The sequence below is a fragment of the Labilithrix sp. genome, from assembly GCA_019637155.1.
In the GTDB taxonomy this organism is placed as follows: domain Bacteria; phylum Myxococcota_A; class Polyangia; order Polyangiales; family Polyangiaceae; genus Labilithrix.
The window spans coordinates 396167-409817 of record JAHBWE010000009.1; the positions used below are offsets into that span (position 1 = coordinate 396167).

At 71.8% G+C, this 13651-nt stretch carries 7 protein-coding genes; 6 read left to right on the forward strand and 1 reads right to left on the reverse strand.

The features are described 5' to 3' along the window. Window positions 1-11: 11 nt before the first annotated feature. From KF837_21450 to mfd, 6 genes are all read left to right on the forward strand, one after another. Entirely contained in the window at window positions 12-1412 is a 1401-nt protein-coding gene (locus tag KF837_21450; protein MBX3229900.1) for an AarF/ABC1/UbiB kinase family protein, read from the forward strand. An 8-nt stretch (window positions 1413-1420) separates the two neighbouring features. Beyond that, entirely contained in the window at window positions 1421-2587 is a 1167-nt protein-coding gene (locus tag KF837_21455; GenBank protein MBX3229901.1) for a site-specific DNA-methyltransferase, read from the forward strand. Window positions 2588-2597: 10 nt separating this feature from the next. Further along, window positions 2598-4778, forward strand: coding sequence for a transglycosylase SLT domain-containing protein (locus tag KF837_21460; protein MBX3229902.1), 2181 nt, complete (start codon window positions 2598-2600; stop codon window positions 4776-4778). A gap of 15 nt (window positions 4779-4793) precedes the next feature. Beyond that, complete coding sequence (locus KF837_21465; GenBank protein MBX3229903.1) at window positions 4794-6116, forward strand: HlyC/CorC family transporter; 1323 nt, start codon at window positions 4794-4796, stop codon at window positions 6114-6116. A gap of 333 nt (window positions 6117-6449) precedes the next feature. Next, complete coding sequence (locus KF837_21470) at window positions 6450-8798, forward strand: MMPL family transporter (GenBank protein ID MBX3229904.1); 2349 nt, start codon at window positions 6450-6452, stop codon at window positions 8796-8798. A 17-nt stretch (window positions 8799-8815) separates the two neighbouring features. Next, a complete protein-coding gene (gene mfd / locus KF837_21475) occupies window positions 8816-12430 on the forward strand; it encodes a transcription-repair coupling factor (protein MBX3229905.1) in 3615 nt (1204 codons plus the stop codon). Between the two features lie 9 nt (window positions 12431-12439). On the opposite strand, the gene KF837_21480 is transcribed toward mfd, so the two are convergent. Continuing rightward, window positions 12440-13522 (reverse strand): ROK family protein, encoded by a 1083-nt coding sequence (locus tag KF837_21480; protein MBX3229906.1) that lies wholly within the window; start codon window positions 13520-13522, stop codon window positions 12440-12442. Window positions 13523-13651: the final 129 nt, after the last annotated feature.

Here is a 13651-nt window from a genome sequence, read left to right on the forward strand (position 1 = left end):
CGCGTTCCGCAATGTCTCAGGACGACGAAGAAAAACGGCCGGATGCCCCGCCCGCCTCGCGGATCGGCCGGCTCGCGCGTCTCGGCGCGTTGTCGACGCGCGCGATCCCCCTCGCGACCGAAGCCATGCGCCGCGCCGCGTTCGGGAAGCGGAGGGACGAGGAGGCCGAGCGCGAGGCGCAGAAGCGCGTGCTCCAGAACGCGAAGAAGACCGCCGAGGCGATGCTGAAGACGCTCGGCGAGATGAAGGGCCTGCCGCTGAAGCTCGGGCAGATGGCCTCGTACATCGACGGCCTCGCGCCGCCCGGCTACGAGGAGAAGTTCCAGGAGGTCCTGAAGAAGCTCCAGGCGAAGGCGCCGCCGCTCTCGCGCGAAGCGGCGGTGACCGTGATCACGAAGGAGCTCGGCCCGCCGGAGGAGGTCTACGCCGAGTTCGATCCCGATCCCTTCGCCGCCGCGAGCATCGGCCAGGTCCATCGCGCGACGACGCGGACGGGCGCGAAGGTCGCGGTGAAGGTCCAGTACCCGGACATCGACAAGGCGATCGTCAACGACCTGAAGAGCATCTCGATGCTCGAGTCGATGATCGCGCCGGTCGGCCGCAAGTACCACTCGAAGGAGGCGCTCGACGAGATCCGCGCCGTCTTCCTCGCGGAGCTCGACTACCAGCTCGAGGCCGACAACGCGGCCAAGTTCCGGCGCATGCACGATGACGATCCGGAGATCGTCATCCCGAAGGTGTGGAGCGCGCTCTCGACCAAGCGCGTGCTCACGCTCGAGATGATCGGCGGCGTCGACTACGCGACGTTCTGCGCGGAGGCCTCGGTGGAGGACCGCACCGCCGCGAGCAAGACGATCTGGCGCTTCATGTTCCGGTCGCTCTTCAAGTACGGCGCGCTCTACGCCGATCCGCACCCCGGCAACTACCGCTTCCTCGGCGGCGGCGACGTCGCCTTCCTCGACTACGGCTGCGTGAAGTGGCTCCCGCCGAAGCTGCTCGCGGGGACGAAGCGCTACATCACCGCCGCGATGGATCACGACTGGGAGGAGTTCGAGCGCGCCTGCATCGAGGAGCTCGGCTACGACCCGACCGACGAGGCGTCGTTCCGGCTCTTCGTCGACTACTCGAAGATGATCCTCGAGCCGTTCGTCCGCGACGGCGACTTCCAGCACACGCACGAGGTCGCGCGCGAGGCGATCGCGTACCTCGTCCGCGGCGGAAAGAAGATCTGGAAGCCGAAGGAGGGCGAGGTCTTGCCGAACCTCCCGAAGCCGGTGCACATGCCGCAGGACCACACCTTCATGAACCGCCTCCAGTGGGGCCTCGCGAGCGTGATGGCCGGCCTCAACGCCGAGGGCAACTGGCGCAGGATCGTCGAGCCTTGGATCCGCGGACCGCACGAGCAAGCTTGAGAGAAAACTTGCTCGTTCACGGGGACAACCTCCCCGCGATGCGGAGGCTCGCGCGCCGGTTCGAGGGGAAGGTCCGGTGCGCGTACCTCGATCCGCCGTTCAACTCCGGCCGATCGTTTGTAGAATACAAGGACGCGAAGTCCGCGGACGAGTGGTCCGCGTTCATGCGCCCCCGGATCGAGGCGCTGCGTCCACTCCTCGCCGCCGACGGCGCCGTCTTCGTGGAGATCGACGACACGTCGCTCGCGTCGCTCACGACGATCCTCGACGACGTGTTCGGGGCGAAGAACCGCGTGAGCACGATCACGGTCGTGCGGAGCGCGCCGACGGGGCACAAGGCGCAGAACCGCGGCCCCGTCCACGTGAGCGACTTCCTCCTCGTCTACGCGAAGGACAAAAAGGCGTGGCGCTACCGCCCGCAGGTGAAGGTCCGCGCCGGCTTCGACCACGCGTACTCGACGTGGCTCGACGATCCGGAGGCGCCGCCGAAGCGCTGGTCCTTCCGCCCGCTCCGCGTCGCCGTCGCCGCGCTCTTGGGCCACGACTCGACGCGGGCGGCGACGAAGGCGCTCGGCGCCGACGCGTTCCGCGCGCGGGTCGAGTCGATCGCGCTCCGTCGATCGCGTCACGTCGTCCGCTTCGCGCAGCCGCGCTACGAGGCGATCGCGCAGGCGGCGCAGGCGATCGTCGATCGCTCGCGCGCGCAGCCGGACCGCGTGTTCGTCCACGAGCGCCCGGGGCGGCCCCCGTTCATCGTGCGCGGCGGCAACCGCATCCTGTTCCTCCACGACAAGGTGCGCGAGATCGAAGGTGAGCCACGGATCGTCGAGCCGCTCACGAACGTGTGGGACGACGTGCCGTTCCAGGGCATCGCGCGCGAAGGCGGCGTCGTGTTCTCGCGGAACAAGAAGCCGGAGCGGCTCGTCGCGCGCGTGCTCGCGATGAGCACCGATCCCGGCGACTGGGTCCTCGACCCGTTCCTCGGCAGCGGCACCACCGCGGCGGTGGCGCACAAGATGGGGCGGCGCTGGATCGGGATCGAGTCGGGCGATCACCTCCGCACGCTCGCGGAGCCGCGGCTCCGTCGCGTGATCGAAGGAACGGATCCCACCGGCGTCACTTCGGTGTACAGCTTCGCGGGTGGAGGCGGCTTCCGTGTCGAGACTGTGGCGTAGCGTCGCTCTCGTGGCGCTCTTCGCGTGCAACCGCGACACGCCGGCGAAGCCGGTGACGAGCGCGGTCGACGCGGCGGCGGAGGACGCAGCGCCGGAGGCCGCGGCGCCGGAAGCGAAGGACGAGCTCGACGCCGGCGGACCGCTCGCGTGGCCGGACGCGATCCGCGTGGGGCGCTTTCGCGAGGCGGCGGACGGGCTCGCGAAGCTCTCGCCCGAGGAGCAGGCGAAGCCCGAGGTGCGGCTCGCGCGCGCGCGGGTCGCGCTCATGACCGGCAAGGCCGCCGACGCCGTCGCCGCGCTCACGAAGCTCGAGGACGAGCTCCCGCTCCTGCGCGATCTGATCGGCAAGACGCGCGCGCTCGCGATGTTCGAGGCGGGGCCGTTCGACAAGGCGGCCGATCTCCTCTCCCAGCGGCGCGAGGTCTCGATGTGGGTCCTCGCCGCGCAGGCGTGGGACAAGGCGAGCGACGGGACGAAGGCGCGCGCCGCCTGGGACCGCGTCGCGAGCGCGTCGGGGCGCACGCGCGCGCAAGAAGAGCAGGCGCGCCTCCGCCGCATGCAGCTCACGCGCTTGAAGGACGGCGAGCCCGCCGCGGTCGCCGACGCGCGCTGGCTCGCCGTGAACGCGCTCGACGAGGCGGCGCACGCGGAGGCGGTGGAGGTCCTCGACAAGGCGACGCAGCCGCTGAAGGCAGCGGAGCTGCTCGCGCGCGCGAAGGCGCTCGCGGACGCGATGCGCACCGACGAGGCGCTGCGCGCGGTCGAGAAGGCGACCGCGAAAGGAGGCGCGTCGCTCGTCGATCTGTGTCGCGCGAAGGCGGAGGTCTACTACCGGGCGCGCACGCGCTACTCCGAGGCCGCGCTCGTCTACCGCCAGTGCTCCGGTCTCGGCGGCGCGCACGCGGCGGAGGACGCGTTCCTGTCCGCGCGCGCCTTCTCGCGCGCGGACCGCGACGCCGAGGCCGTCCTTGGCTTCAAGAACGTGATGGCGGCGTACAAGGGATCGACCTACGCCGATCAGGCCGAGTTCCACGTCGCGCGCACGCACGCGCTCGCGCGTCGCTGGAAGGACGCGGCGCTCGCCTTCGACGACTACGTGAAGCACTGGCCGGCGGGCAAGGAGCGGCGCGAGGCCGAGCGCTACCGCGCGCTCTCGTGGCTCCAGAGCAAGAAGGACGACAAGAAGGCGCGGACGCTCCTCGAGGGGCTCGTCGGCTCGGCGGAGGATCCGATCACGGCCGCGCGCTGGACGAACCTCGCCGCGCTCGCCGCGCTCCACGACGGCGATCGCCTCCACGCGATCGCGCGCTGGACCGACGTCGCGCGCTCGCAGCCGCTCTCGTATCCCGCGCTCGTCGCCCGCGCGCGCTTGAAGGAGGACGGCGCGACGCTGCCGCCGCTCATCGACCCCGCCGTCGCCGGGACGAGCGAGCCGCTCGCGATCGAGCTCCCCGCGCCGGCGGACATGCTCCATCGCATCGGCTTCGACGCGGAGGCGGAGGAGGCGCTGAAGGAGCACGAGCCAGCCGTCGCGGCGAAGTTCCCCGCGCGGCGCACCGAGGCGCTGTGCGCGGCGTACGCAGAGCTCGATCGCGCGAAGCGCCTCTACCAGATCTCGCTCCAGGTCCCCTCCGTCCAGATCGGCACCGCGCCGGGCGGGAAGAACCGGCACGCGTGGGAGTGCGTGTTCCCGAAGCCGTACCCCGAGAGCGTGCGTCCGGCGGGCGCGGCGTCGCGCATCGGTCCGGAGCTCGTCTGGGCGGTGATGCGCCAGGAGAGCGCGTTCGATCCCGACGTCGTCTCGCCCGCGCGCGCGGTGGGCCTCATGCAGCTCTTGCCCGAGACGGCGAAGACCACCGCGTCGCACGCGAAGATCGAGCACGACGACTCGCGGCTCGTGTGGCCGTCGCAGAGCATCACCCTCGGCGCGCTCTACCTCCGCGAGCTCCTCGACAAGCTCGGTCAGAACACGACGCTCTCGGTCGCGGCGTACAACGCGGGACCGGAGGCGATCCAGCGCTGGCTCGGGCGCGCCAAAGGCGAGACGCTCGACGTCTTCGTCGAGGCGATCCCGTTCGTCGAGACGCGCGGCTACGTCGCCCGTGTGATGGGAAACCTCTCGAGATACGGCTACTTGGAGAAGGGCGAACCGGGCGTCCCGACCATCGCGCTCTCGCTCAATCCCGACTAAAGTCGCCTGCCTCAAGTGCTCGGGCTCCTCTTCGCCGCGGTGTTCATCGCGCTGAACGGCTTCTTCGTCGCGGCCGAGTTCGCGTTCGTGAAGCTGTCGACGACGCTCGCCGGCACGCAGAAGGCGCCGCGCGAAGACCCCGCCATCACGCGCGCGCGCGCGATCGTCACGCGCATCGATCGTTACCTCTCCGTCACGCAGCTCGGCATCACGCTCGCGAGCCTCGGGCTCGGCTGGATCGGCGAGCCCGCGCTCGAGCGCATCGTCGACAGCGCGTTCCACTACGTCCTCGGGAAGGAGCCGGGGAAGATCGCGGAGTACGTCGCGATCGTCCTCGCGTTCACGCTCCTCACGTTCGGGCACGTCCTCTTCGGCGAGCTCGTCCCGAAGCTCATCGCGATCCAGCGCTCGGAGAAGCTCGCGCTCTTCTCGGCGACGCCGCTCCACGTCGTCTACGTCGTCTTCCGTCCGCTCCTCTACGTCCTCGAGAAGTCGACGCACGTCATCTTGCGCGCGATGGGCCTCTCCGCCGACGCGGCGAGCGAAGGCTCGCTCTCGGAGGAGGAGCTCGTCGGCATCCTCGCCGCCAACGCCGCGCGCTCGCCGAGCGGCAAGGACAAGGCGGAGCTGGTCGAGCGCGTCCTCCGCTTCGCGCAGCGCACGTCGCGCCACGCGATGGTTCCGCGCGTCGACGTGTTCACGATCCCGATCTCGACGCCGGGCGAGGAGGCGATCCGCCAGATCCGCACGCATCAGTACTCGCGCGTCGTCCTGACGAAGGAGCACAGCGTCGACGAGATCGCGGGCTACCTCTACGCGAAGGACTTCCTCGTCGATCCCGCCGCGACGAGGCTCTCGGACCTCACGAGCGTCCGCCGCGACATCCTCTTCGTCCCCGAGGCGCAGGGCCTCCTCGACGTCCTCCGCAACATGCAGCGCGCGCAGATCCCGATCGCGGTCGTCGTCGACGAGTACGGCGGCACGAGCGGCATCGTGACGATGGAGGACCTGCTCGAGGAGATCGTCGGCGAGATCCGCGACGAGCTCGACGTCGAGGTCGCGCGCGTCATCCCGGTCGCGAAGGAGGAGGGCGCGTGGGACGTCGACGCGCGCGCCACGCTCGAGGAGCTGCGCGCGATCGGCGTCGTGGTCGAGGACAACGAGTGGGCGGAGACGGTCGGCACCGTCGTCCTCGCGCGGATCGGTCACATCCCTCGCATCGGCGACAAGGTGCAGCTCGGCGAGGACGCCACCGCCGAGGTCACGAGCGTCAGCCGCCGCCGCATCATGCGCGTCCGCGTCCGCGTAGCCAAGCCCCCGCCCGACTCGGAAGCCTAAGAGGACCCACCTTTGTCCCGACGCACCCGTCGCGACGAACCCCCCAAGTCGTCGCGCGCCACGTCCCCGGATGTCGCGCCCGACCCCGGGGCCCCAGAAGCGGCCGCGCAGCCCCCCGAGTCATCGAACGCCACGTCCCCGGATGTCGCGCGCAGCGACCCCGGGGCCCCAGAAGCGGCCCCGCAGCCCCCCAAGTCATCGAACGCCACGTCCCCGGATGTCGCGCGCCGCGACCCCGGGGCCCCAGAAGCGGCCGCTCCAGCGGGCGCGAAGCGCCCCGAGTCTTCGAGGGCCGTGTCTGGGGTGGGGGTGTCGGGGGCGAAGCCCCTGACCGTGATAATTCTGCTCGTGACGATCGCGTCGCTCTTCTTCGTCACGCGGCTCGGGCTCTCGAAGGACCTGACCACGCTCTTCCCGCACACGCCCGAGGCCGACATGCTCGCGCGCGTCACGCGCGCCTTCGGCGGCGGCGATCTCGGGCTCGTGCTCGTGCGCGGCGACGAGCCGGACGCGGCCCTCGCGGCGACCGAGGCGCTCGCGAAGGAGCTCGGCGGCTGCGCCTCGATCGCGGCGGTGCACACGAGCGTCCCCGCCGCGCCGGCGGCGACGGATCCGACGGAGGCGTGGCGCTTCGCGGGCCCGCGCGCGAGAGAGAGGCTCGCGCATGCGCTGACGCCGGACGGAATGGCGGAGCGCCTCCACGAGCTGCGCGCCCTCGTCCTCGCGCCGGGCGCGGGCGATCTCGCGGACCTCGTCACCAAGGATCCGCTGCGGCTCTCGCTGATCCCTTGGGAGGACCGCGTCGAGCTCGCGGCGGGCGTCACCGGCGAGGCCGGCGGCGCGTTCGTGAGCAAGGACCGGCGCGCGCGCCTCATCGTGCTCGAGCCCCGCGGCCGCGCGTTCGACCCCGACGCCGCCGCGCGCTTCACGGACGACGTCGACGCCGCCGTCGCGCGCGTCGCTCGTCCCGGCGTGAGCGTCGACGTCGCGGGCGGCCACGTCGTCGCGCGCCAGACGGAGGCGATGATCCGCTCCGACCTCGAGCGGAGCGGAGCGCTCTCGTTCGTCCTGTCTTCGGTCGTCTTCGCGGTCGCGTTCCCGCGCCGTCGCGCGCTCGTCGCGGTCCTTCCCCCGCTCGCGCTCGGCACGTTGTGGACGACCGCGCTCGCGGCGCTCCTCTATCCGCAGCTCAGCGCGGTCGCGACGGGCTTCACCGCGGTCGTGATCGGCGTCGGCGTCGACACGGGCGTGCACGTCTACGGCCGCTTGCTCGTCGCGGTGCGCGAGGGCGAGCCGAACCCGGCCGTGGTGGCGCGCCGCGAGACGTGGCGCCCGACGCTTGGCGCCGCCGTCGCCGCGGGCGGCGCCTTCGGCTGCCTCCTCCTCTCCGAGATCGAGGGCATGCGCCAGCTCGGCCTCCTCTGCGCCGCGGGCGAGGTGTTGACCGCCCTAGCGATCCTGGCGCTCGTCCCCGAGCTCGGCGCGCTGCTGGAGCGCCGAGCCGCCGCGTCCCCGCGCCGCGAGTCCCAACCGCGCGGGGGATTCGGTATCGGGCGGTGGGTCGTCGCGTTGACGGCTACGCGCGCGCGGGCCGTCGCCGTGCTGGCGGTCGTCGCGGTCGGGGGCGTCGCGGCGGTCGCGCTCGGGCTGCCGCGTGTCGAGACGGGGATCGCGACGCTCGACGCGCGCACGTTGCCGGCGCTCGCCGCGTACGACGCGATCTACTCCCAGTTCGGCGGGACGCGCGGGCAGGTCATGGTCGTGTCCGCCGATCCCGACCCCGCGCGCGCGCGCGCCCGCGCCGACGCGGTCGCCGAGGCGGCGGATCGGCTCCTCGGCCGCGGCGCGATCGCCGGCTACGACGCGCTCGCCACCGTCGCGCCCTCCCCCGAGATGCAGCGCTATCGCCTCGCGGAGCGCGACCGCCTCGAGCTCCCCGCGCGCGGCGACGCGCTTACGCTCGGGCTCGAGAAGGAAGGTTTCTCCGTAGTCGAGTTCCGGTCTGCGCTCGACGCGCTCGAGCATCCGTCGACGCGCGTGACCGACGACGCGCCCGAGTGGATCCGACGCCGTCACCTCGCGACCGACGCCGAAGGTACGCTCGCGGTCACGTTCGTGCGCTTCGCGCCGGGGAAGGACTCGTCCGAAGCGCGGGCCGTCCTCCGCGCCGCCGACCCCGCCGCCGTGATCACCGGCTTCGGCGAGCTCGAGGCGGGCCTCGCGCGCTCGCTCGCGAAGGACCTCCCGAAGGTGCTCGCCGGCGCGGCGCTCATCGTGATCTTCGCCCTCGGCGCGTCGCTGCGGCGGCCCGCGCGCGTCGCCCTCGCCGCCGGCGTGCTCGCCGTCGAGATCGCGCTCGTGCTCGTGCTCGCGCGCGCGTTCGGCGTGCGCTGGCACGTCTACGACGCCCTCGTCCTCCCCGTCCTGCTCGGCATCACGCTCGACGAGGTCCTCTTCCTCCTCGAAGCGGACGAACGGTCCGGCTCGATCGAGGCCGCCGTCGTCGAGCAGGCCCCGCTCGCGACCGCGACCGCGCTGACGACCGCGGCTGGGTTCGCCGCGCTCACGGTCTGCAAGTTCCCCGGCCTCGTCGACGTCGGCATGGTCGGCGCCTTGGGCTCGTCCGTGGGGTTGTTCGTCGCGATCGTCGCGATCCCTGCCTTCTTCCGCCTGACGCGCTAGATAGAGCGGCTCTCTCGATGCACGCAGAAGCAGAGACCGAGCTCGACCCGCTCCCGTCCGTGCTCCCGCCGGAGGGCGTGGAGGTCACGCGCCTCGCCGCGATCGCGGCGCGCACGGACGCGCGCGTCGACGTCGCCGGCGTGCGCGGCGCCGCCGACGCGGTGCTCGTCGCGGCGCTCGCGCGCGGCCCCGCGCCGATCGTCGTCGTCGCCGAGGACGGCGAGGACGCCGCGCGCCTCGCGAGCGACGTCGCGTTCCTGTCGCGCACGAAGGGCGAAGAAGACGACGTCCTCGTCCTCGCGCTGCCGGAGGCTTCTCCCTACGCCGACGTGAACCCCGACCGCCGCGCGGCGATGGCGCGGATGGCCACCCTCGCGCACCTCGCGACCGCGCGGCCGTGGCGCGTGCTCGTCGTGCCGCCGGCCGCGCTCGTGCGCAAGCTCGTCCCCCCCGGCGTCCTCCGCGCGACCACCCACCACGTCGCGAAGGAGGCGGAGCTCGATCGCGATCGCCTCGTGCGCGATCTCCTCGACGCCGGCTGGCTCCGCGTCCCCGTCGTCGAGGACCCGGGCTCGTTCGCGGTGCGCGGTTCGATCCTCGACGTGTGGCCGCCGGGCTCCGCCGATCCGATCCGGATCGAGCTCTACGGCGATCTGGTGGAGTCGCTGAAACCGTTCGATCCGAACACGCAGACGACGATCAAGGAGCCGCTCGCCGAGGTGTGGCTCCCGCCCGCGCGCGACGCGATCTTGACGAAGGAGCACGTCGAGCGCGCCAAGCGCCGCGTCGGTCACCTCGCCGACATGATCGACTGGCCCACCACGAAGACGCGCCTCCTCGTCGACGACGTCGCGACGGGCCGCGCGTTCTTCGGCGCCGACGGCTTCCTCCCCGCCTACTACGAAGAGCTCGCGCCGCTCGCGGCGTACGTGCCGGCCGACGCGCGCTTCGTCCTCGCGGCGCCGGCCGCGCTCACCGCCGACGTGCGGGCCGAGCTCGAACGCGCGGCCGAAGACGCGGCGGTCAAGGCCGAGACGCCGAGCTTCATCCTCGGCGCGCACTACCTCACCGAAGAGGAAGGCGCCGCCGCCCTCGCGCGTCGCTCCGTCGTCGCGCTCCACGCGACGCCCATCGCCGGCGCGCCGGGGGAAGGCTTCGCGCAGTGGGAGACGACGAGCCACGCGCTCTCGCTCGCCGCGCAGGACAACGAGGACCTCACGCGCGCGGTGAAGGCGGCGCGGGCGCAGAAGGGCAAGTCGAACGCGCTCGCGCCCGTCGCGCGCCGCGTCCTCCACTACAAGGACCAAGGCCTCCGCGTCTTCCTCACCGCGCGCGCGGAGACGCAGGCGGAGCGCCTATGCGCGCTGCTCTCGCATCAGGGCGTTCGATGCAAAGTGCAACCTTCGCTCGCGGCCGCGCCGGCCGACGCCGACGCCGAGGTCGTGGTCGGGCCCCTCACCCGCGGCGTGCTCCTCCCCGGCGAGGGCCTCGCGCTCGTCACGGAGGAGGAGATCTTCGGCGGCCGCGCGCATCGCGTCGCGCGCCGGAAGGTCGCCGACAAGACGCGACCGTTCGTCGAGGACCTGCGCTCGCTGAACGTCGGCGACTACGTCGTCCACGTCGAGCACGGCATCGGCCGTTACGAGGGCCTCGTCCATCGCGACGTCGGCGGCCTCACGGTCGATCTCCTCGTCGTCGCGTACGCGGGCGGCGACAAGCTGTACCTCCCGGTCTACCGCCTCAACCAGATCCAGAAGTTCTCCGGCGCGGAGGCGGGGGAGCCGAAGATCGATCGCCTCGGCGGCGCCTCGTTCGCGAAGACGAAGTCGAAGGTCCGCGCCGCGGTGCGGCAGATGGCGGACGAGCTCCTCCGCCTCTACGCCGAGCGGCAGTCCCAGCTCGGCGACGCGCTCGACGCCGCCGACGACGAGTACCGCGCGTTCGAGGCGACGTTCCAGTTCGACGAGACCGACGATCAGGCGCGCGCGATCGACGAGGTGAACAAGGACCTCGAGATCCCGCGCCCGATGGACCGCCTCGTCTGCGGCGACGTCGGGTTCGGCAAGACCGAGGTCGCGATCCGCGCGGCCTTCCGCGTCGCGCACGCCGGCAAGCAGGTCGCCGTGCTCTGCCCCACCACCGTGCTCGCGCAGCAGCACTTCCGCACCTTCGAGGCGCGGATGCGCGACTACCCGATCAACCTCAAGGTCCTCTCGCGCTTCCAGACGAAGAAGGAGAGCGACGAGGTGCTCGCCGGCCTGAAGGACGGCAAGGTCGACGTCGTCATCGGCACGCATCGCCTGCTCTCGAAGGACATCCACTTCAAGTCGCTCGGTCTCCTCGTCGTCGACGAGGAGCAGCGCTTCGGCGTCGCGCACAAGGAGCGCATCAAGCAGATGCGCGTGAACGTCGACGTCCTCACGCTCTCGGCGACGCCGATCCCGCGCACGTTGCAGATGGCGGTCGCCGGCATCCGCGACCTCTCGCTCATCACGACGCCGCCGGTCGATCGGCGCGCGGTGCGCACGCTCGTCACCGCCTACGACGAGCAGGTCCTCAAGGAGGCGATCGGCCGCGAGCTGCACCGCGGCGGCCAGGTCTTCTACGTCTACAACCGCGTCGAGGGCCTCTACGAGAAGGCGAACGTGGTGCAGCGCCTCTTCCCGAACGCGCGCATCGGCGTCGTCCACGGCCAGATGGCGCTGAAGAAGGGGCCTCGATCGCAGCAGATCGAGGGCCAGAGCGAATCGGCGCTCGAGAAGACGATGCTCGACTTCGTCGAGGGCCGCTACGACATCCTCTGCGCGACCGCGATCATCGAGAGCGGCCTCGACATCCCGCGCGCGAACACGATCATCATCGATCGCGCCGACCTCTTCGGCCTCGCGCAGCTCTACCAGCTCCGCGGCCGCGTCGGCCGGAGCAAGGAGCGCGCGTATTGTTACCTCGTCGTGCCGCCGCCCTCGGCGATGAACGACGAGGCGCGCGCGCGGATCGAGGCGCTCGAGCGCCACACCGAGCTCGGGAGCGGCTTCAAGATCGCCTCCCTCGACCTCGAGCTCCGCGGCGCGGGAGACATCCTCGGCGCGGAGCAGTCGGGCAACATCGCGTCGGTCGGCCTCGACCTCTTCGCGCAGATGCTCGACGAGGCGGTCCACGAGCTCCGCGGCGAGCCGGTCGTCCACGACGTGGACCCAGAGCTCTCGTTCGACGTGACCGCGCTGCTCCCCGACGACTACGTCGGCGACGTCGGCGTGCGCCTGTCGATCTACAAGCGCCTCGCGAGCGCGATCGACGAGGCCGAGGTCGGCCAGATCGCGATCGAGATGGAGGACCGCTTCGGCCCCCCGCCCTCCGAAGCGAAGTGCCTCGTGCGCTTGATGACGCTGAAGTGCGAGCTCCGCAAGCTCAAGGTCCTCGGCTGCGAGGCGACCGCGCGCGCGGTCACGCTCCACCTCCGCGACGACACCCCGCTCGATCCGCAGAAGGTGCTCGCGTTCGTGAAAGAGAAGCACACGCCGTACAAGATCACTCCGGACATGCGCCTCACCCGCCGCTTCGGCGGCGAGAACGACGGCCTGGTGAACGCGGAGGAGATGCTGGTGGAGCTCTCCCGCTGCTGGCGCGACTGACGCGCGGCCTCACTTCGAGGCGCGGTTCGTGAACCTCGCGTTGCCGAGGCCGGTGCCGATCGTGAGGACGCCCCAGCGCGCGACGTCGGTCATGAACGGGGCCTCCGAGAGGCCCTGCACGACGGCGTCGTTGTGCATCAGCACGTGGGTCGCGCGCTCGCCGATGTGGGGGATCGCCTCCTTCAGCTGCGCGACGAGGTTGAAGCGGCTCGACTCCCAGTTGCCGGGGAGGTTCTGGCCGCCGCGCTCGATCGAGCCGTCGGTCGCGATGACGCCGGGGCACGACACGCCGATGAGGGGGAGGAGCTCGAGGCCGTCCTTCGTCGCCGCCGCGGCGAGGCGCTCGAGCATCGTGACCAGCCGCGCGACCGCCTCGGCGCGGCTCGGCTTCGGGTCTTCCACGACGTAGCGCCAGAGCTCCGAGACGTGGACGGCGCACTTCGAGAGGTCGCCGCCCGGGATCGTCACGACCCCCGCGCGGATGTTGGAGCCGCCGATGTCGACCGCGAGCATCGCCGTCTTCGGGCGGAGGAGCACGGAAGGTGCAAGATGCACGGATCCGATGAGGCCCGCTTCGTCGGGGTGATGGCGGATCGGGACGAGGTCGACCGCGTGGCCGGAGGACTTCACGATGACGGCGGCGCGCCCGATCGCGAGCTCACCGACGCGGCTCTCGCGGAGGCCGCCGCCGATGACGATGCGCTGCGTGTCCTTCCACTCCTTCAGGCGGAGGAAACGCGCGGTGACGGCGGCGAGCTCGCGCGCGAAGTCCTCGATCGCGGAGAGCACGACGCCGGCCGCGAGCGGATCGCCGTCGGTGAGGACGCGGTCGAGCCTGCGCTTCGAGATCTCCTTGCTCGGACGCTCGCCGAGCGGGTCTTCGTCGTCGACCGATTTGATGCGGTCGCGCAGATCGTCGAGGATCGCGCGGAAGGCGCGGTTGCTCGCGCGGTCGCCGATGAAGCCTTCGGCGTCGCGGAGCTCTTCGTTGTAGGTGTCGACGAAGACGAGCGGGAGCTCGCTCGCGCCGTGCTCGGAGACGGCGCCTTCGCCGGGGTCGTCGATCAAATCGTGCCGCCCGCGGCGCGACACTGACCCTCGAGGTTCTTGACGATGGTCGCGGGCTGGTTCTGCGCCTTGGCCAAGCGCGCGCGGCCGCACACCGCCGGCTCACCCGCGGGCGCGGGCGGCGGAGCAGGAGGCGCGGGCTGCGGCGGCTTC